At 36.3% G+C, this 21,299-nt stretch carries 18 protein-coding genes; 14 read left to right on the forward strand and 4 right to left on the reverse strand.

Annotation, left to right across the window (positions count from 1 at the left end; translation table 11 throughout):
• From ligA to NSQ40_RS01715, 5 genes are all read left to right on the forward strand, one after another.
• Entirely contained in the window at positions 1 to 2,010 is a 2,010-nt protein-coding gene (gene ligA / locus NSQ40_RS01695) for an NAD-dependent DNA ligase LigA (protein WP_003194631.1), read from the forward strand.
• A 16-nt stretch (positions 2,011 to 2,026) separates the two neighbouring features.
• Positions 2,027 to 3,220 carry a CamS family sex pheromone protein gene (locus NSQ40_RS01700; protein WP_003194633.1) on the forward strand — a complete coding sequence of 398 codons (1,194 nt, stop codon included), beginning with the start codon at positions 2,027 to 2,029 and terminating at the stop codon, positions 3,218 to 3,220.
• 95 nt (positions 3,221 to 3,315) lie between these two features.
• A complete protein-coding gene (locus NSQ40_RS01705) occupies positions 3,316 to 4,086 on the forward strand; it encodes a TSUP family transporter (RefSeq protein WP_003194634.1) in 771 nt (256 codons plus the stop codon).
• A gap of 156 nt (positions 4,087 to 4,242) precedes the next feature.
• On the forward strand, positions 4,243 to 5,790 hold the full coding sequence (gene pruA, locus NSQ40_RS01710; protein WP_003194636.1) for an L-glutamate gamma-semialdehyde dehydrogenase: 1,548 nt from the start codon (positions 4,243 to 4,245) through the stop codon (positions 5,788 to 5,790).
• A 458-nt stretch (positions 5,791 to 6,248) separates the two neighbouring features.
• A complete protein-coding gene (locus tag NSQ40_RS01715; RefSeq protein WP_003194638.1) occupies positions 6,249 to 7,142 on the forward strand; it encodes a DUF4097 family beta strand repeat-containing protein in 894 nt (297 codons plus the stop codon).
• Positions 7,143 to 7,200: 58 nt separating this feature from the next.
• Here NSQ40_RS01715 and NSQ40_RS01720 read toward each other — a convergent pair whose 3' ends face one another.
• The 4 genes from NSQ40_RS01720 to NSQ40_RS01735 all read right to left on the reverse strand — a co-directional run bounded on the left by NSQ40_RS01720 (position 7,201) and on the right by NSQ40_RS01735 (position 9,992).
• On the reverse strand, positions 7,201 to 7,758 hold the full coding sequence (locus NSQ40_RS01720; protein ID WP_341286052.1) for a cysteine hydrolase family protein: 558 nt from the start codon (positions 7,756 to 7,758) through the stop codon (positions 7,201 to 7,203).
• 307 nt (positions 7,759 to 8,065) lie between these two features.
• Positions 8,066 to 8,260, reverse strand: a complete 195-nt coding sequence (locus NSQ40_RS01725) for a DUF3926 domain-containing protein (RefSeq protein WP_033795839.1) — start codon at positions 8,258 to 8,260, stop codon at positions 8,066 to 8,068.
• Entirely contained in the window at positions 8,253 to 9,431 is a 1,179-nt protein-coding gene (locus NSQ40_RS01730; protein ID WP_003194643.1) for an ArsA family ATPase, read from the reverse strand. The genes NSQ40_RS01725 and NSQ40_RS01730 overlap by 8 nt, the downstream gene beginning before the upstream one ends.
• 78 nt (positions 9,432 to 9,509) lie before the next feature.
• Positions 9,510 to 9,992 (reverse strand): MarR family winged helix-turn-helix transcriptional regulator, encoded by a 483-nt coding sequence (locus NSQ40_RS01735; protein WP_003194645.1) that lies wholly within the window; start codon positions 9,990 to 9,992, stop codon positions 9,510 to 9,512.
• 231 nt (positions 9,993 to 10,223) lie between these two features.
• Between NSQ40_RS01735 and NSQ40_RS01740 the strand changes: the two genes are divergently transcribed.
• The 9 genes from NSQ40_RS01740 (at position 10,224) to NSQ40_RS01780 (ending at position 21,036) form a co-directional block, all read left to right on the forward strand.
• Positions 10,224 to 10,460 (forward strand): YiaA/YiaB family inner membrane protein, encoded by a 237-nt coding sequence (locus tag NSQ40_RS01740; protein WP_003194646.1) that lies wholly within the window; start codon positions 10,224 to 10,226, stop codon positions 10,458 to 10,460.
• A gap of 141 nt (positions 10,461 to 10,601) precedes the next feature.
• Positions 10,602 to 10,892, forward strand: coding sequence for an Asp-tRNA(Asn)/Glu-tRNA(Gln) amidotransferase subunit GatC (gatC, locus tag NSQ40_RS01745; RefSeq protein WP_003194647.1), 291 nt, complete (start codon positions 10,602 to 10,604; stop codon positions 10,890 to 10,892).
• A gap of 15 nt (positions 10,893 to 10,907) precedes the next feature.
• Entirely contained in the window at positions 10,908 to 12,365 is a 1,458-nt protein-coding gene (gene gatA, locus NSQ40_RS01750) for an Asp-tRNA(Asn)/Glu-tRNA(Gln) amidotransferase subunit GatA (RefSeq protein ID WP_003194648.1), read from the forward strand.
• A 13-nt stretch (positions 12,366 to 12,378) separates the two neighbouring features.
• Positions 12,379 to 13,806, forward strand: coding sequence for an Asp-tRNA(Asn)/Glu-tRNA(Gln) amidotransferase subunit GatB (gatB, locus tag NSQ40_RS01755; RefSeq protein WP_003194650.1), 1,428 nt, complete (start codon positions 12,379 to 12,381; stop codon positions 13,804 to 13,806).
• A gap of 547 nt (positions 13,807 to 14,353) precedes the next feature.
• Entirely contained in the window at positions 14,354 to 15,259 is a 906-nt protein-coding gene (locus NSQ40_RS01760; RefSeq protein WP_003194652.1) for a diacylglycerol kinase, read from the forward strand.
• Positions 15,260 to 15,433: 174 nt separating this feature from the next.
• On the forward strand, positions 15,434 to 16,180 hold the full coding sequence (locus NSQ40_RS01765) for an HAD family hydrolase (protein ID WP_003194654.1): 747 nt from the start codon (positions 15,434 to 15,436) through the stop codon (positions 16,178 to 16,180).
• 157 nt (positions 16,181 to 16,337) lie between these two features.
• A complete protein-coding gene (gene gabT, locus NSQ40_RS01770; protein ID WP_097786958.1) occupies positions 16,338 to 17,699 on the forward strand; it encodes a 4-aminobutyrate--2-oxoglutarate transaminase in 1,362 nt (453 codons plus the stop codon).
• Between the two features lie 327 nt (positions 17,700 to 18,026).
• Positions 18,027 to 19,388, forward strand: coding sequence for a sigma-54 interaction domain-containing protein (locus NSQ40_RS01775; protein ID WP_018782627.1), 1,362 nt, complete (start codon positions 18,027 to 18,029; stop codon positions 19,386 to 19,388).
• Positions 19,389 to 19,584: 196 nt separating this feature from the next.
• Complete coding sequence (locus NSQ40_RS01780; protein WP_003194659.1) at positions 19,585 to 21,036, forward strand: NAD-dependent succinate-semialdehyde dehydrogenase; 1,452 nt, start codon at positions 19,585 to 19,587, stop codon at positions 21,034 to 21,036.
• Positions 21,037 to 21,299: the final 263 nt, after the last annotated feature.

Below are 21,299 nucleotides of genomic sequence, written 5' to 3' on the forward strand. Positions count from 1 at the left end.
ATGTCAAAAGAAGAGGCAAAGCAGCGTATAGAAGAACTTCGTGATATGTTAAATGCATTCAACTATCAATATCACGTATTAGACAATCCTTCTGTTTCTGATGCGGAATACGACCGTGATATGCAGGAGCTTATAAAATTAGAAGCAGAGAACCCAGAATTTTTAATAGAAGACTCTCCCACCGTTCGAGTTGGGGGAGCAGTGCTTGATATATTTGAAAAAGTAACGCACAAATCGCCGATGTTAAGTTTAGGAAATGCCTTTAATGAAGGAGATTTACGTGATTTTGATCGCAGAGTACGTCAAGGAATTGATGATTCAAATGTAAGATATATATGTGAACTAAAAATTGACGGTCTTGCTGTTTCCCTTCATTATGAAAAAGGACGCTTCGTTCAAGGCGCAACACGTGGCGATGGCGTAACTGGTGAAGATATTACGCAAAATTTAAAAACAATTAAAGCGATCCCTCTTCGTTTGAAAGAAGAAGTAACATTAGAAGCGCGCGGTGAAGCATATATGCCAAAGCGTTCATTTGTAAAATTAAACGATGAGAAAGAACAAAATGGCGAGGCAGTTTTTGCAAATCCACGTAATGCAGCAGCAGGATCACTTCGCCAGCTTGATCCAAAAATTGCTGCGAAGCGTAATTTGTCAATGTTTGTGTACGGCCTTGCTGATGTGAAAGAAAAGACGATTGCATCACATAGCGAATCATTAAACTTCTTAGGCGAGCTTGGGTTTAAAACGAATCCAAATCGCCGCACATGTGAAACAATTGAAGATGTAATCGCTTATGTAGAAGAATGGCAGGAAAAGCGCCCGAATCTTAATTATGAGATTGATGGAATCGTAATTAAAGTAGATGATGTGGCCTTGCAAGATAGTTTAGGAACAACAGCAAAGAGTCCACGCTGGGCAATTGCTTATAAGTTTCCGGCAGAAGAAGTTGTAACGAGATTAACAGGTATTGAACTGAGCGTGGGACGCACAGGGGTTGTGACACCGACGGCAGAACTAGAGCCAGTTCGAGTGGCAGGAACAATTGTCCGCCGTGCATCCCTACATAACGAGGATCTAATTCGTGAAAAAGATATTCGAATTGGTGACTACGTTATTGTGAAAAAGGCTGGAGACATTATTCCAGAAGTAGTTAATGTTATTTTCGATAAACGTACTGGTGAAGAAGAAGAGTATCATATGCCAACGCATTGTCCGGCTTGTGACAGTGAACTGGTTCGTTTAGAAGAAGAGGTAGCTCTGCGTTGTATTAATCCAGCATGTCCAGCGCAAATTCGTGAAGGATTGATTCATTTCGTTTCAAGAAATGCAATGAATATTGATGGGCTTGGAGAGCGTGTTATTACACAGCTCTTTGAAGCAGATTATATTCGGACATTCGCAGATTTGTATCCATTAACGCAAGAGCAATTGTTACAATTAGAGCGTTTTGGTGAGAAATCAGCATCTAAATTAGTACAAGCAATTGAAACTTCTAAGGAAAATTCGTTGGAGCGTCTATTATTTGGACTTGGTATTCGTCATGTCGGTGCAAAAGCGGCTCGCACGTTAGCTGAGCATTTTGAAACGATGGATCATCTTGTGAAAGCAACAGAAGAAGAGTTAAAAGAGATTAATGAAATTGGCGAGAAAATGGCCCAATCAATTGTAACGTACTTTGATAATGAAGACGTGTTAGAATTATTACAACAATTTAAAGAGTACGGTGTTAACATGACCTACAAAGGCATAAAACGTGCTGATTTACAAAATATTGCATCTTACTTCGCTGGAAAAACAATCGTTCTAACAGGGAAACTAGAAGTTATGGGGCGTAGCGAAGCGAAGAAAAAGATTGAAGAGCTAGGTGGAAAAGTAGCAGGTAGTGTAAGTAAAAGTACTGATTTAGTCGTTGCTGGTGAAGCGGCAGGGTCAAAATTAGCACAAGCAGAGAAACATAATATTGAGGTTTGGAATGAAGAGAGGTTCTTACAAGAGCTGAATAAGTAAGAGGTGCAAACTTACCATGAAAAAAATAGCATTAGCGGTATTAAGCCTAGGTCTACTTCTAAGTGGATGTAGTACAGGTATAAAAAAAGAAGAAAAAGTTGTTGAAAAATCGGGTAAATCAAAAGAACAAGCGATTGTTCCGAAATATTCTATTTCTGAGGATTATTACAAAACAACGGTGCCATTTGATCCAGGTTCTGCACGTGGCTTAGTTGTACAAGGATTAAATAGCCGTCTGGATATAGATGAATTTGAAACAGGACTAATGCGTATTGCGAAAGAATCGTTTAGTACGAAGGATTATCTATTCAAAGGTGGTAGCTCTTTAGATAAAGAAACGGTTCAAATGCTTGTAAAGAGAAAGCGTACAGATGCGGAGCAAAAAGAGTTAGAAGAGAAACTGAAAAAAGACGCAGTGAAATTCCCTAATATTGGATTAAATCCGGCGTTACAAGAAGGTTCAGAATCATTAGAGGTTCGAAACAAAAAAACACCAATGTATCTTTCTAATATTTTAGAGCACGATTATTATGTACGAAAAGGTGAAAAAGAAGTTGAACTTGGTGGAGTTGTTATTGGTTTAGCAATGAATTCGGTTCATTATTATACTGAGGAACATGGGTATCCACGTGAGGTGGAAATTTCAGAAAAAGAAATGTTAGATCAAGGTAAGTCTATGGCACAAGAAATTTTAACATTATTGCAAAAGAAAGATCCAAAATTAAAAAATATTCCCATTACATTTGCGATTTATCGCCAAGGATCAAAATCGACACTTGTACCAGGAAAATTTGTATCTTATGCTCAAATAGATAAAGGCAGTGACAAAGTAGGAGATTGGAAAGCAATTAATGAAAAATATTACTTGTTCCCTTCTGAATCAGCTAAAACGGATGTGCGTGAAGATTACGCAATTGTAGAAAACTTTAAAGCAAAACTGAGTGAGTTTTTCAAAGGTGACTACACAGCTATTGTTGGTACAGGATTTTATAAAGATGATCAATTAAAAGAAATGAAACTTGAAATCCCTGTTCAGTTTAATGGAAAAGCAGAAGTGATTGGATTTACACAATTTGTTGCTGGACAAGTTATGCAATACTTCCCGAATTATGTGAAAGTACAGGTGACAATTAAATCTGTTGAACGACCAGAAGCGATTATTATTCGTGAGGCGAAGCAGGATGAACCATTTGTGAAAATTTTAGATTAAGAAAAAAGCTGTTCCTTTCTGGAACGGCTTTTTTTCTTCTGTAATTTTGTTATAATTTCTAATGTTGTGAACAAAAAGGGGTAAGGAGAAAAGACATGGATGAGTTAAGCTTACAGATTATTGTATTACTCGTTGCTTTTGGTTTTTTGGCTGCATTTATTGATTCAGTTGTTGGAGGAGGAGGGCTCATTTCACTTCCAGCACTTATGTTTGTGGGCTTATCGCCTGCATCGGCAATTGCAACAAATAAGCTGGCTGCAACGATGGGGACTTTTACAAGTGCTATTTATTTTATTCGTTCAGGAAAGGTTAATTTTCGTATAGTAGGAAAATTAATCCCATTAACTATTGTGGGTGCGATAGCTGGAGCTTTAGTTGTGAAATTTATTCCACCCGATATTTTACGGCCACTTGTACTTATTATGTTGGTATTTATTGCAATTTATATTATTGTAAAAAAAGATTGGGGAAGTGCGTCCACTTATAAAAAGATGACGAAAGGAAAAGCATTAATGTTTTTCTTTGTTATTTTAAGTTTAGGATTTTATGATGGATTTTTTGGTCCCGGGACAGGTTCATTTCTAATTTTTGCATTTTTATTAATTGGTTTGGACTTTATTCAAGCTGCTGCATCTGGAAAACTTTTGAATTTCGTTAGTAACATTGTATCTTTAATCACATTTCTATTTTTAGATGTCATTCATTTTGAATACGGTATTATTATGGGGTTATCAATGATTTTAGGGGCTTATCTAGGATCAAAGTTTGCAGTACAAAAAGGTGTTGGATATGTGCGGACTTTATTTTTATTGGTGACAATTTTATTAATTGGGAAAAATGTTTTGGAATATGTTCATATTATTTAGCTTCATACATAACGTATGAAGCTTTTCTTTTTTATTATATTTTAAAAATTAATTAATTTTTAAAATATAAGTCTAGGAATATTTGAATAAATCTAAATTATCGTGTAGAATAATGTTGTAAAATGTAAACGTTTTTCTAAGGGGAGGCTAAAAAGAATGGTAGTAGCATACAAGCATGAGCCATTTACAGATTTTTCAGTAGAGGCTAACAAGTTAGCGTTTGAAGAAGGTTTAAAGAAAGTAGAATCTTATCTTGGACAAGACTATCCATTAATTATCGGGGGAGAAAAGATCACTACAGACGAGAAAATCGTTTCTGTAAACCCTGCAAATAAAGAAGAAGTTGTGGGCAGTGTTTCAAAAGCAAGCCGTGAATTAGCTGAAAAAGCAATGCAAGTGGCGGATGAAACATTCCAAACTTGGAGAAAGTCAAAACCAGAAATGCGTGCAGACATTTTATTCCGTGCTGCAGCAATTGTTCGTCGTAGAAAGCATGAGTTCTCTGCTATTCTTGTAAAAGAAGCAGGTAAACCATGGAATGAGGCAGATGCTGATACAGCAGAAGCAATCGACTTTATGGAATATTATGGTCGTCAAATGTTAAAATTAAAAGACGGTATTCCAGTAGAAAGCCGTCCAATTGAATATAATCGTTTCTCTTACATTCCATTAGGAGTAGGTGTTATCATTTCTCCTTGGAACTTCCCATTCGCAATTATGGCAGGTATGACAACAGCTGCAGTAGTTTCTGGTAACACAGTATTACTAAAACCAGCTAGTACAACACCTGTAGTGGCAGCGAAATTTATGGAAGTATTAGAAGAAGCAGGCTTACCGGCAGGCGTTGTAAACTTCATCCCTGGTAGCGGATCTGAAGTTGGTGACTACTTAGTAGACCACCCTCGTACACGTTTCATTAGCTTCACTGGATCACGCGATGTAGGTATTCGTATTTACGAACGCGCAGCAAAAGTAAATCCAGGCCAAGTTTGGTTAAAACGTGTTATCGCTGAAATGGGCGGTAAAGATACAATCGTTGTTGATAAAGAAGCAGATCTTGAATTAGCTGCTAAGTCTATCGTTGCATCTGCATTTGGATTCTCAGGACAAAAATGTTCTGCTTGTTCTCGTGCAGTAATCCATGAAGATGTATACGATCATGTATTAAACCGTGCTATTGAATTAACGAAAGAATTAACTGTAGGTAACCCAGCTGAAAAAGACATGAACATGGGACCAGTTAATGACCAAGCTGCATTTGATAAAGTAATGAGCTATGTTGCAATTGGTAAAGAAGAAGGTAAAGTAGTAGCAGGTGGCGAAGGAGACGACTCTAAAGGCTGGTTCATCCAACCAACAATCGTTGCTGACGTTGCAGAAGACGCTCGTTTAATGAAAGAAGAAATCTTCGGACCAGTAGTAGCATTCTGTAAAGCGAAAGACTTTGATCATGCGCTTGCAATTGCAAATAATACAGAATACGGTTTAACAGGAGCTGTTGTTTCTAATAACCGTGAACATATCGAAAAAGCACGTGAAGACTTCCACGTTGGTAATTTATACTTCAACCGTGGATGTACTGGTGCAATCGTAGGTTACCAACCATTTGGTGGTTTTAACATGTCTGGTACAGACTCTAAAGCTGGTGGACCTGACTATATCGCACTTCACATGCAAGGAAAAACTACTTCTGAAACTTTATAAGAAATAGATGAAAAGGCCTTCCTGTAATAGGGAAGGCCTTTTTCATGTAAGAAGGATTCTGATTGGAAAACTGCTACCTTGCTTAAATACAATATAAAAGAGTGAAAAGAAACAAAAGCACCAGAAAAATTGATTCATTCGTCATATTTTTCTGTATTAATTTTTTGAATTTCCTGTATAATACAATTTGAAAGAAAATCTATGGTTAGACAAGAGGACACTACTTTCGGTTTTGCTCACTGAAAGTAGTGTTTTTGTATTTTTCAGAAAAAATATTGTAACAAATTATGGTAAATGATAAAATGAAACATGAAAGATTGGGAGAAAAATAAGTAGCTATCGAACAGTACTATATAATATATAGTACTGGATAATAAAAGTTATATGAACAGGGATGTATGGAATTTAATTTTTTAACGATTTTATAGAAAGAAATACGACGAAGGAAGTGTTATTTTATGAAAAAGATTGTTCTTATCGCATTATCGTTGTTAGTTATTGGGGGCATTGGTGTTGGGGCAATGACTGTTTTCGGTGTAGCTTTTAATAAAACTGAAATTCATAAAAAAGAAACGGTGGCTGTTGAAAAAATTGATGAAATTGAAATAAAGACTTCTGCAGCAGATGTTGAAATTATTACAGTTGATTCAAAAGATATCGAAGTGTTACTGGATGGAGAAATAAGCAAAGAGCTAGTAGATGAATATAAATTTGATGTAAAAAAAGAAAACAATAGATTAAATATTGAATTTAGTAAAAATCAGAATTATGTTGGATGGGGAATTGGAACTGCCGCAGATGTAAACTTACAAGTTAAAGTTCCAAAGAAAATATATGACACTGTCAAAGTAACCACATCATCAGGAGATTTTGTTGCAAAAGAAATTGAAACAAAGGTAGCGGAGATAAATACTTCTTCTGGGGATGTATCATTATCACATTCTAAGGTAAATGAAAAATTAACAGCTAAAACATCTAGTGGAAAGATTAAGACAGATAAAAGTGAAATCGAAGTAGCAAAATTGAACACACGTAGCGGAAAAATTAGAGTAGAAGGTTTACATTCTAAAGAATTAGCAGCTAATACATCATCGGGTGATATTGAATATAATGATCGTAGTTTGCGGGGAGAAGTAGAGTGTAATACATCAAGCGGTGATGTTAAGATGCAATTTGATACATTTCCTGAATCTTTAAGAGTTGAGTTTGATGGAAGTTCAGGTAAAGCGGATATAAATGTTGCTGGTCTGCTATATGAAGAGAAATCAAAGAATCAGTTGGTTGGAGTAAAAGGTACAGGGGAAAATAAGGTGAAAGTAAAAACAAGTTCGGGAGATTTCAAGTTACGGTAACCTTTAAATAACAGCATAAAAAATCATGTCTCTGTCTGTGAGAGACATGATTTTTGTTTCAGATGGAGTTTCTAAAACTGAAGAATTCTTCTGTACTCATGACATCTGCATATACGTCATTTAAACTTGCCAAAATTGTATTATGGATATAAACAGCAGAAATCGTAGCGTTTTTAAAGATGAGATCTTTTGTTGCGCATGCATCATGCACAACAGTACAACGAAAACCGAAATCAAAAGCAGCTCTTACTGTAGCATCAATACACATATGAGTCATCATCCCGCATATAATAACATGTTCAATTTCTAAGTTTTGCAATTGCTCTAATAGGTCCGTTTCCCGAAAACCGTTTGGATAGTGTTTGAGAATAACAGTTTCATTTTTTAAGGGGCGAACATTTTCATGAATGTGGACTCCTTCTGTGTTAGGGAGAAAAAAAGTAGCATTTTCTTGAATAGATACATGTTGGATATGAAAAATAGGTTGATTCATTTCTCGAAAATGCCGAAGTAGTTGACTTGCATACTCGCTAGCTTCCATGGTGCCACGTAGTTCCATTTTACCATTTGGAAAATAATCATTTTGAATATCAACGAGTAAAAGGGCTGTTTTCATATAATCGATCGTCCTCCGTTTTTATTTCGTATTCATGTAATGTTATTCAACTGGAAAGGGATATTTTCCTTTTAGAGAGAGAATGTGAAGGAGAATTTCACATGAATTTAAAAATAATTGTTTTGTAATGAGCTACTAAGTTCCTTGCTTTCATTGAATTTTGGGATGGGAGTATTACTGCCCGCAAATAGCGGGATAAATCCAATGTTTGTTAGGTAGAGTGAAAAGATCAGGAGTTTTCCTGGTCTTTTTTATTTGATTCAATAAAGAAATTAGTTGAAAAGAGGGTTTCATATTTTTACCATAGTTATTCAATTGTGATATTCTTTAATGATTTGTCTGTCGGTTGTTTTTTTTCTTGCATACAAGAAGAGAGTTCTTCCTGTAAAATATTTATCATTTTTTTAGCTTGTTGCCTAAAGGGAGTAGGTAATTCATTGATGATACACATCCCAACCTTTAATTTTGTTTGAATGACTGTTCTTAGCAAATCCTCATGCATGAACAACGCCTCCAAATCGAATGATTAGCACATCCCCTTCAAATTTTGCGCCCTGAACAGATAAGTGCGTTAATGTTTTTGGTAAAGTAATGTTTCGTTTGACAGAGCCGGCGCGAATGATGAGTTCATCACCTTTTTGATTTAAAGAGAGTTCACTTTTATCTGAGAATGGAATAGAGAGAACAAAAATATATTCATCTCCATCTTTTTTTACATATTGTGTACGCCCGTTGAATTTTACAGCGGTTGGTTCTACATCATCTTTGAATAGAGCAGCTCCTACACGCTCTAGCATAGGTAATCCAACTACTTCTTGTTCAAACATTAGAGCTTCATAAATAGGAAGTGGTTGGAAGCTATCTTGAATTAATGCTTTATATTTTTTCTGCGCGTCTTTCCATGCTTGGAAGTAGGGGTCGGTAACGGTATCAGGGATGACGCGGTTAATCATGATCGCATCCACGTTATAATCATATAAATTCAAATAGGTGAAGCTACGCTGCGCTTCTTTAATAACCATTTTTTCTGGATTTACAACAACGCGAATACTTGTCACTTCACGGTTAGATAAAATATCCCGCATTTCTCCAAGGTGTTCAAGTGTATTTGTTAATTCATCCATAATATCATCAGTAGGAAGTGGGACTCCTAGAAGTGGTTGTGCAACAGGTCGGACAACTTTTAAAACTTTTCTTTTAATCGGAAAGAGTTTTTCCATCCACCAGCCGAGCATATCAGGAAAGCTTAGCATGGCGAAAGTTTCTCCGGTTGGTGCGCAATCAATAATGATGACATCATATGTTTTCTGTTTATAGTAATCGAGTACACGAAGTAAACTAATTAAGTCCTCCATGCCAGGAAACATCGTTAATTCCTCTGTTGTAATATCATCAGCAGCTTTTGATGTGAATAGCAATGTAATATACTTTTGTAATTTCCCCCAGCCTTTTTCCATTTCATAAATTGTATTGATTTCTTGTGCCCATAAATTTTCACGAATTTCTAGTGGCTCAGAAGATAATTTTATGCCAAAGGAATCTCCTAAGCTATGAGCTGGATCAGTGCTCATTACTAATGTTTTTAATCCTTGTTTTGCACTTTGAAGTGCTGTTGCTGCTGAAATGCTAGTTTTTCCTACGCCGCCTTTACCTGTATACAAAATAATTCTCATATTTATATCCCCTTTGCTTCGGTTGTCGAATATTACGAGTGTCGAAATATATGTTTGAATAAAAACCCATAAAGGGCATTATTCAATCGGGATGTTCTTCATCTTAGGTGTAGGAAGCTTTTCGACTTGCTTTTGTTGTGGCGTAGCGATGTGATTCATAATCTTTTGGAAGATTTGTAGTAAAAATGCTTTTTCTTCTTCTGATAATGCTTCTGTCACAAGGTTAAAGTAATGAGCCGCATTGTGTTTTACTTCTTGAACGAGTTGTACGCCAGTTTCTGTTAAGCGAATTAGTACAATGCGTCGATCATTTTCATTCCGATAGCGCTCAATATATCCTTTTTTCACAAGTCGATTAACGACACCTGTCGTTGTGCTCATTGGAATATCGAGAAGCTCCGTGATTTTCGTCATTGTAATATCTGTATTTCGCTCCATCCATAACAGACAGAATACTTCTGTTTTAGAAAGTGATAAATCAAGGCTCACCCATTCTTCTGGGTAGAAAAGCTTCTTGGCATTATCTAGCAGTAAATCTAAAAAATGTTCATATTGCAACAATTATTTCCACTCCCGTATATTTCGAGGTTCGTAATATTTATTTCTATTGTATGTATGTTTGAAATAAATGTCAAACAATTATGATTTGTTTTTTCAGATTAGATAAAAAACAAATTTTATATTAGAAAATTTATGTAATAGAGTAATAAGTAGATAAATATATTTTACATAAAAATCCATAATAGTAATATACTTATCTATTATGGAGGTACAGCTACAAGGGGGAGAACCATGAGGAGAAGAAATACCCAAGCGTTCACATTTTTAGCATGGACTTCATTTGTTTGTGCGCTTTCTGGTATGTTAATTGGTATTTATACATTAGATGAAACACTTAGCGTAAAAGGATACTATTTAATAGGTACATTATTTTTAACAATGTCCTGTTTTGTACTGCAAAAAACAATTCGTGATAATGAAGAAGATAACGAGCGTTTACCGAAAAACGAACCACTAGATAAAGAATAAATTGAGAGGAAAGGCAGAAGCCTTTCTTTTTTTATGTAAAAATGCTGTAAGTACCGTGTGTTGACTTGCTTGAAGTACTGAAAATTTGGTATCATCAATAGTATTGTAGATTGAACGATATATTATGGAGGTGGCCTAGCCGTGTCAAGAATTTCCGTTGAGAATGTAAAGCATGTAGCGCATTTAGCACGTCTTGCAATTACAGATCAAGAAGCAGAAAAATTTCAAAAGCAACTCGATGCAATTGTTACATTTGCAGAGCAGTTAAATGAATTAGATACAACAGGTGTTAAACCAACAACTCATGTATTAGATATGAAAAATATTATGCGTGAAGATGTACCAGAAAAAGGTTTACCAGTTGAAGAAGTATTAAAAAATGCACCGGATCACAAAGATAATCAAATCCGTGTTCCAGCAGTATTAGAATAGAGGAGGGGAATTTCGATGTCATTATTTGATCATTCTGTATCAGAGTTACATAAGAAGTTAAACAACAAAGAAATTTCCGTTACGGATTTAGTAGAAGAATCATACAAACGTATTGCGGATGTAGAAGATAACGTAAAAGCTTTTCTTACATTAGATGAAGAAAATGCACGCGCGAAAGCGAAGGAATTAGATGCAAAAATTGGTGCTGAAGATAACGGTTTACTATTCGGTATGCCAATCGGTGTGAAAGACAACATTGTAACAAACGGCCTTCGTACAACTTGTGCGAGCAAAATGTTAGCAAACTTTGATCCAATTTATGATGCGACAGTTGTGCAAAAGCTGAAAGCTGCTGACACAATTACAATCGGTAAATTAAACATGGACGAGTTTGCAATGGGGTCTTCAAATGAAAACTCTGGTTTCTATGCTACGAAAAACCCATGGAATTTAGATTATGTTCCGGGCGGATCTAGTGGTGGTTCTGCAGCGGCAGTAGCGGCAGGAGAAGTATTATTCTCTTTAGGTTCTGATACGGGTGGTTCAATCCGTCAACCAGCTGCATATTGCGGTGTTGTTGGTTTAAAACCAACTTACGGACGTGTATCTCGCTTTGGTCTAGTTGCATTTGCATCTTCTCTTGACCAAATCGGACCAATTACACGTACAGTAGAAGACAATGCATACCTATTACAAGCGATTTCAGGTGTTGACCGCATGGATACAACTTCTGCAAATGTTGAAGTTGGCAACTACTTAGCTGGTTTAACAGGTGATGTAAAAGGTTTACGTATCGCTGTACCAAAAGAATACTTAGGAGAAGGTGTTGGCGAAGAAGCTCGTGAGTCAGTACTAGCTGCGTTAAAAGTATTAGAAGGTATGGGGGCAACTTGGGAAGAAGTATCTCTTCCGCACTCTAAATATGCTTTAGCAACGTATTACTTAATTTCTTCTTCAGAGGCGTCTGCTAACCTTTCACGCTTTGATGGCGTACGCTATGGCGTGCGTTCTGACAATGTGAGTAACTTAATGGACCTTTACAAAAACACGCGTAGCGAAGGCTTCGGTGATGAAGTGAAACGTCGTATCATGCTCGGTACATTTGCGCTTAGCTCTGGTTACTATGATGCATATTACAAAAAAGCACAACAAGTACGTACATTAATTAAAAATGACTTTGAAAATGTATTTGCTAACTATGACGTTATTATTGGACCAACAACGCCAACTCCAGCATTCAAAGTAGGCGAAAAAGTAGATGATCCAATGACAATGTACGCAAACGACATTTTAACAATTCCAGTGAACTTAGCAGGTGTTCCGGCGATTTCTGTTCCATGTGGATTCGGTGCGAACAACATGCCACTTGGTTTACAAATTATCGGTAAACACTTCGATGAAGCAACAATTTATCGCGTTGCACATGCGTTTGAGCAAGCAACAGATTATCATACAAAAAAAGCAAGTCTGTAGGAGGCGAGCATAGATGAATTTAGAAACAATTATCGGTTTAGAGGTTCACGTTGAGTTAAAAACGAATTCGAAAATTTTCTCTGCGAGTCCAACAGAATTCGGAGCGGATCCAAATACACAAACAAGTGTAATTGACTTGGGATATCCTGGAGTGCTTCCAACTCTAAATAAAGAAGCAGTTAACTTTGCAATGAAAGCTGCAATGGCATTAAACTGTGAAATCGCAACAGAAACAAAATTTGATCGTAAAAACTATTTCTATCCAGATAATCCGAAAGCATACCAAATTTCTCAATATGATAAACCAATTGGGGAAAATGGTTGGATTGAAATTGAAGTAGATGGCAAAAAGAAACGCATCGGTATTACACGTCTTCACCTAGAAGAAGATGCAGGTAAATCAACGCATACAAGTGAAGGTTCATTAGTGGATTATAATCGTCAAGGTATGCCATTAATCGAAATCGTATCTGAGCCAGATATGCGTACGCCAGAAGAAGCATATGCATACTTAGAAAAATTAAAATCTATCATTCAATATACAGGTGTATCTGACTGTAAGATGGAAGAGGGGTCTCTTCGCTGTGATGCGAACATTTCCCTTCGTCCAGTAGGACAAGAGAAGTTCGGTACAAAAGCAGAGCTGAAAAACTTAAACTCTTTCACTTATGTACAAAAAGGTCTTGAGCATGAACAAGTACGCCAAGAAAAAGAATTATTATCTGGTGGCATCATTCAACAAGAAACACGTCGTTATGATGAAGCAACGAAGAAAACAATCTTAATGCGTGTAAAAGAAGGATCTGACGATTACCGTTACTTCCCAGAGCCAGACTTAGTTGAACTTTACATCGATGATGAGTGGAAAGAACGCGTTCGCGCTTCTATTCCAGAACTTCCAGATGCTCGTAAAGTACGCTATGTTGAAGAACTTGGTTTACCAGCTTATGATGCACACGTATTAACATTAACAAAAGAGATGTCTGATTTCTTTGAAGCAACAATCGCAGATGGTGCAGACGCGAAATTAACATCAAACTGGTTAATGGGTGAAGTACTTGCATACTTAAATAAACAACAAAAAGAATTAAAAGACGTAGCATTAACGCCAGCTGGTCTATCTAAAATGGTTCGATTAATTGAAAAAGGTACAATTTCGTCTAAAATTGCGAAAAAAGTATTTAACGAATTAATTGAAAAAGGTGGAGACCCAGAAGAAATCGTTAAAGCAAAAGGTCTTGTTCAAATTTCTGACGAAGGTACACTTCGTAAGGTCGTAACAGAAATTCTTGATAATAACGAACAATCTATTGAAGACTTTAAAAACGGTAAAGACCGTGCAATTGGCTTCTTAGTGGGGCAAATTATGAAGGCGACAAAAGGACAAGCAAACCCACCACTTGTTAATAAAATCTTGTTAGAAGAAATCAACAAGCGATAATAAAGAAAAGTGGAACTGGATAGCCTAACTTATGAAGTTAAGCGGTTATCAAATAGTAAAGATTAATCAGAGAAAGCACCCATATTTGGGTGTTTTTTCTGAGTTAATCAAACGTTTGTTTAAATTAAGAAATCATTTAAACAAACGTTTGATTAACTGACAAAAGTGAGAAAATGTTTGTATAGCAACTATGGTATGATAGTTGCAAAAAGGTGGGAATAATGATAAATCTAGACATAGAGAGTTTTTTCATCTCGTGAAATAATAGATAATTGTTATCCCCTGTTTTGTATGTAAGAAACAGAAAGTACTATGAATGGTGAAATGATATATATTACTTAGTTCAATAAAGCAAAGCTTTCATTAGTAGGTTGTTCTTTATATTTTGCTGATGTAAAGCGGTATGAACCTGGGTCCTTATTTGTCCTTTTAAATGGGCTAAAAGAAGGATATGGAGATGAGAGGAGGTAGGCATAGGAACGCTGAATAAAGATTCGGTATATTCTTTTTCTGTGAATGGTGAATGAGAAATTTCCTGTGCTAATGAATGATGAAGCGAGCAAGAATAATTTATAACCCTACTTCTGGCCGTGAGTTATTTAAAAAGAGCTTACCAGAAGTATTACAAAAATTAGAACAAGCTGGATATGAAACATCTTGTCATGCGACAACGGGTCCTGGAGATGCGACTGTGGCAGCGAGGCAAGCGGCAAATCGTAAATTTGATGTTGTCATTGCAGCTGGTGGTGACGGGACGTTAAATGAAGTGGTGAATGGTTTAGTAGGGAATGAATATCGTCCGAAATTCGGAATCATTCCAGTTGGGACGACAAATGATTTTGCACGTGCAATCGGTGTACCGCGTTCTATTGAAGAGGCGGCAGATATTATTTGTGAAGGTAAGACTGTTCCATTAGACCTTGGTAGAGCGAACGATACATATTTTATTAACATTGCTGGCGGCGGACGTATTACAGAATTAACATACGAAGTACCAAGTAAGCTGAAAACAGTACTAGGACAGCTTGCCTATTATTTAAAAGGTATCGAAATGCTACCGTCATTACATCCAACATACGTTGAAATCGAGTATGATGGAAAGCTATTGCAAGAAGAGATTACGATGTTTTTAATTACGAATACCCGCTCAGTTGGTGGTTTTGAAAAGGTTGCACCATATGCATCTATTAACGATGGTTTATTTGACTTATTAGTGCTGAAGAAGGGTTCTATTGCTGATTTGATTAAAGCAGCAACACAAGCACAGCGCGGTGAGCATATTAATAATCCAAAAGTTTTATATACGCAGGCAAATCGTATTAAGGTTCATTCGCCGGATAAATTAATGATTAATTTAGATGGTGAATATGGCGGAGATGCGCCAATGGAATTTGAAAATATATATCATTGTCTTGAACTATTTGTTCCAGAACATAAAGAGGATACCTTATAAAGGTATCCTTTTTTATTTATATATATAGGAATGTGTCGATGGAATCGTGTCATTAATTCCTTTTGTAAATTGGGAGTTGGTTTGATTTTCAATGTATTTTTACAATGCGTTCATCTTATATCCACATTTACTTGCTACACTGAATGTGAGAAGGGCAGAAAGGTAGGGTGTGTTATGGAGAAGATAAAGGCAATACTCTTTGATAAAGATGGAACATTAATGGATTTTCATTCGATTTGGATTAAAGTTGCAGAAGAACTTGTAGCTGAACTTATAGAACTACATCAATTACCTCAATCATTACAGTTAACTATTTTGGAAGAAATTGGTGTTAAAGGGGCGTTTGTTCATCCAAGTAGTGTATTAGCAGCAGGAACAAGCCTCGATATAGCGAAAATTTGTTGTAAGTATATACCGTCTGTTAAAGAGAGTGATATGCATCACTGGATAAGTGGAAAACTATTTACTCTTATGTACGAACATCGTTCACATATGAGAATGACAGCAGATTTACCAAGGGTTTTACAAACATTGAAAGATAAAGGTTTCATTTTAGGAGTGGTGACAGCTGATGATTTTGCACCGACAGAATTATTTTTAAAGCAGTATCGATTGGAATCTTTCTTTGATTGTATTGTAACTGCAGATACATTTCCGGCACAAAAACCAGATAAACAAATTGTAGAAGCATTTTGCGAGAAGTTTAGCTTGGATTCATCGGAAGTAGCGGTAGTTGGCGATACACCGACCGATTTACATTTAGCGAAAAATAGTGGCGGTTGTTATGCAATTGGTGTTCTTTCTGGGACGGGGGATCGACAAACATTAGCACCACTTGCCGATGTTGTACTAGATTCTGTAGGGGATCTTATTTCTAGCTCTGGTGAATTTATTTGGGAACAAAGGAAGTCTAATGTATAAATAAAATAAGTCTATAGAGACTCATAACAAGTCTTTATAGACTTGTTTTTTATGTCGAAATACTAGGAATGTTAGAACAACACTACATTTGTAAATTGGCATACATCTTGCAATATAGAAAAAGAAAATCATAGCATAGAAAAGGATGGGAGAAACGATGAATACAAAATTCGCTAAAGTAAATGAACAAATTCCAGGACCAAAGGCAGCTTCTTTATTAGAACGCCGTCAAAATATCGTACCAAGGGGCGTGAGTAATGGGATTTCAACATTCGTACAGTCAGCCGATGGTGCGCTTGTAACAGATGTAGATGGAAATCAATTTATCGATTTTGCAGGAGCAATTGGAACGATTAACGTAGGACATTGTCACCCTGCTGTGAAAGAGGCGCTTCATAAACAAGTAGATCAATATATTCATACTGGATTTAATGTAATGATGTATGAGCCATATATTGAATTAGCAGAGAAGCTTGCTGCATTAGCTCCTGGAAAATTTGAAAAACAAGTATTATTTTTAAATAGCGGTGCTGAAGCAGTTGAAAATGCTGTGAAAATTGCTCGTAAATATACGAAAAGACCTGGCATTATTGCGTTTTCAAAAGGGTTTCATGGTCGTACATTGATGACAATGACGATGACAAGTAAAGTAAAGCCATATAAATTCGGATTTGGTCCATTTGCACCGGAAGTATATAAAGCACCATTTCCATATGAATACCGTCGTCCAGAAGGTTTAACAGACGAACAATACGATAACTTTATTATTGAAGAATTTAAGAATTTTTTAATATCAGAAGTTGCACCAGAAAGTATAGCAGCTGTTGTGATGGAACCAGTCCAAGGTGAAGGTGGTTTTATCATTCCAAGTAAAAAGTTTGTACAAGAAGTACGTCGTCTTTGCTCTGAACATGGTATTTTATTTGTAGCTGATGAAATTCAAACAGGATTTAGCCGTACAGGAAAATACTTTGCAATTGATCATTATGATGTAGTTCCAGATTTAATTACTGTTTCAAAATCATTAGGGGCAGGAGTACCGATTAGTGGCGTTATTGGCCGAAAAGAAGTTATGAATGAATCAGCACCAGGGGAACTTGGTGGAACATACGCTGGAAGTCCATTAGGCTGCGCTGCGGCATTAGCTGTTTTGGATATTATAGAGAAAGAAAAATTAAATGCTCGAGCTGTACATGTAGGAAAAGTTGTGATGGATCGATTTGAAGCAATGAAGAAAAAATATAATTGTATTGGTGATGTGCGTGGCTTAGGAGCAATGTGTGCGTTCGAACTTGTTAAAGATCGTACAACGAAAGAAGCGGATAAAGCATTAACAGCAAATTTATGTGCTGAAGCAAATAAACGTGGATTGCTCTTATTATCTGCTGGAACGTATGGGAATGTAGTTCGTGTATTAATGCCACTTGTCATTACAGATGAGCAGCTAGAAGAGGGGCTTACAATTATTGAAGATTCCCTGCAAGCTTGTTATGAGCAAGCGGATATAGCTCGTGTGTAAATAATAGAATGCAAATTGAAAAAACGGCATAAAACCTTTCTTTTTTTAGGTGAAGAGAGCATCCGTCCATGCATAGAAGCGGTCAGACTCTCTTCCAGCCTCATGCAAAGTTAAAACAAAGAGAGGAAACGACCATAGATTACCGTTTGTTCTTTATAGTAGCGCCTTATATGTCGGAAAATCAAAATGGATATAATATATTTGTGACCATTCTAGTTTGCTTCGTTGAATATACAGAAAATTCCCTTAAATGCAGGTTTCATTTTATAATGAAATGTAAGAGATAATAAAGTGAAGCAATGTACTTGAATTTGAGGAGTGGCTGGAATGGTTGCAGAAAAGGAACGAGCATTTATGGATTTAAAAGATGTATTTGAATATGCATTTGATGAGATTTTTGTTACGGATGAGGAAGGAACTGTTGTCCGTGTAAATAGTACATGCGAAAGACACTATCAATTATCTGCTGAGGAGTTAGTAGGTAAGCATGTAAAAGAACTACAAAAAGAAGGGATCTTTTATCCATCTGCAACATTAGAAGTAATTGAGAAGAAAAAGCCAATTGAACTTGTTCAGACAACAAAATCAGGAGAGTATTTACACGTTCGTACAAGGCCTGTGTTTGATGAACAAGGGAATTTGCGAAGGGTAATTAGTTATTCTCGTGATCTCACTGAACTCTACCAATTACGAAAAAAGGTCGAAGAGATGGATAATCAGTTAAAGACATATAAAAAAGAGTTAAGAGAAACGTATGAATATGAGGGGCTTATTTTTAAAAGTGTAGCTATGCAAAAAATAGTTACAACAATCAAAAAAGTCTCTGTGGTAGATAGTACGGTTCTTATTTTAGGCGAGACTGGTGTAGGGAAAAGTAGATTAGTGCGTCATTTGCATGAAGTGAGTCATCGTAAAAATGAAATGTTTTATGAAATTAATTGTGCGGCATTGCCGACAAATTTAATCGAATCGGAACTGTTTGGCTATTCAGGTGGTTCATTTACAGGTGCAAACCGCGAAGGAAAAAAAGGGATTTTAGAGCTAGCTCATAAAGGAACTCTTTTCTTAGACGAGATTGGTGAAATGCCACTTGAAATTCAGGCGAAACTGTTACAAGTATTACAAGAAAAAACATTCCGCTCAGTAGGAGGTAGGGAACTAAAAAAAGTAGATGTTCGTATTGTAGCAGCTACGAATAGAGATTTGGCTGAAATGGTGAAACAAGGTACTTTCCGAAAAGATTTATACTATCGTTTAAATGTAATACCGATTCATATCCCTCCACTTCGTGAAAGAACGGAAGATATTTTACCTTTAGTCTATCATTACTTACATCACTTTAATGAGAAGTATGGACGTGATGTAAAATTGGCACCTAGTACTTTACAAATGTTTGTAGGGTACCCTTGGGAAGGGAATAATAGAGAAATAGAAAATGTGATTGAAAGAATTGTCATTACTGCAGATAACATTGTAACGATTGAAGACTTACCATTATCTATGCATGGATCAACAGTTGAACAGTCCGGTCAAAGCCTCTATAAAATGTTGGAAGAAGTAGAACGGAATATTATCCTTAAAGCGTATAAAACATATGGATCAAGCTATAAAGTAGCAGAGTTTTTGAAAATAAGCCAGTCTGCAGCGACGAGGAAAATTAAGAGGTTTATAGGAGAGGAATTTATATAAATACAAATTGAAAAAATGATATAGAACCTTTCTTTTTAGGGGGAGAGAGCATCCGTTCATGCATAGAAACTGTCCCATTCCAAGTGAAAATAAAGAGAGAAAACGAGTGAAGGCTATTTCTTTGTTCGAATGCTTTTTTGAAAGTATGATAGAAATATAGAAGAAAATGAAGTGAATATAAAGGAGGAAGAAAACGTTGGATAAGAAAGCGACTTATATAAATTTAGAACAGAAAGCAATGTATATAAATGGGGAATGGATCGGGCTACAGGAACAAATTGAAATTAATAATCCTGCGACGCAGGAAGTATTTGCAACTGTTCCAAAAGGCGGGGTCATTGAGGCGAAGCAAGCGGTAGATGCTGCACATGAAGCCTTTAAGTCTTGGTCAAAATTAACTGCAGCTGACCGTGCGCAAAAATTAAAAAAGTGGTTTGCACTAATTGATGAAAATAAAGAAGAAATCGCAGCAATTATGACGAAAGAGCAAGGGAAGCCATTTGCAGAAGCACTTGGTGAAGTGAATTATGCGAATAGTTTTGTAGAATGGTATGCAGAAGAAGGAAAGCGAGTATATGGTGAGATGATTCCAGCTTCTCATCCAGATAAACGCATCTTAGTAATAAAACAGCCTGTTGGTGTTATTGCAGCAATTACACCTTGGAATTTTCCAGCTGCTATGATTACAAGAAAAGTAGCTCCAGCGCTTGCAGCAGGTTGCACAGCAGTTGTAAAGCCTGCAAGTCAAACGCCGTTAACAGCATTAAAATTAGCTGAACTTGCACATGAGGCTGATATTCCAAAAGGCGTTTTAAACATTGTAACAGGTAGTGCAAAGGCTATCGCTGATACGTGGATGAATGATGGACGTGTGAGAAAGGTTTCGTTTACGGGATCAACTGAAATCGGAAAAGAATTAATGTGTGGTGCAGCGAAAACAATGAAAAAAGTGTCACTTGAATTAGGGGGGCATGCTCCGTTTATTGTGATGAATGATGCGGATTTAGATAAAGCTGTAGAAGCGGTAATTGGTTCGAAATTCCGTAATGCTGGTCAAACATGCATATGTACAAATCGCGTATTTGTACAAGAAGCGGTATATGGAGAATTTGCAGAGAAGTTTCAAAAAGCAGTAGGTCAGCTTAAGGTAGGAGATGGATTTGGAGAAGGTACGACTGTAGGGCCGCTTATTGATGCGAATGCAGTAGAAAAAGTAAAGGAACATATAGAAGATGCTATCCAAAAAGGCGGCGAAATCCTTTATGGAGGACAAACAATTGCAGAATTAAATGGTCACTTTATTGAACCAACTGTAATTGGAGGAGCAAACGATACAATGTTATGTATGAATGAGGAAACATTCGGACCAGTTGCGCCTGTTGCAAAATTTGAAACGGTTGAAGAAGTAATTGAACGAGCTAATAATACTCCGTATGGTTTAGCTGCATATGTATTTACAAAAGATATTAGTCAAGCATTTCAAATTAGTGAAGCATTAGAATATGGCATTATCGGTTTAAATGATGGCCTTCCATCAGTTGCACAAGCTCCGTTTGGCGGATATAAAGAAAGTGGTATTGGCCGTGAAGGTGGTCATTTTGGAATTGACGAATATTTAGAAATTAAATACATTTCTTTAGGACTATAATAAAGTAAAAAAAGGTTGTTTTCTAAAATGAAAACAACCTTTTTATTATGTGAGGATAAATTAATATAAAAGAATAAGTTTACATGAGTGCTTTCAATAGATCTGTTACTAATGGAATCACTTTACCAACGAATGTTAAAATCGCAATTGCTGTTGTCATGAAAACTCCTCCTTCTATTTTGAATATTATAATAACAAAACTTTATACATTGATTATATTAAGGCAGTATACTAAAAAGTGAAAAGAGCCTTTTTCTAGGAAA

It is taken from the genome of Bacillus sp. FSL K6-6038 (assembly GCF_038050455.1).
Lineage (GTDB): Bacteria > Bacillota > Bacilli > Bacillales > Bacillaceae_G > Bacillus_A > Bacillus_A pseudomycoides.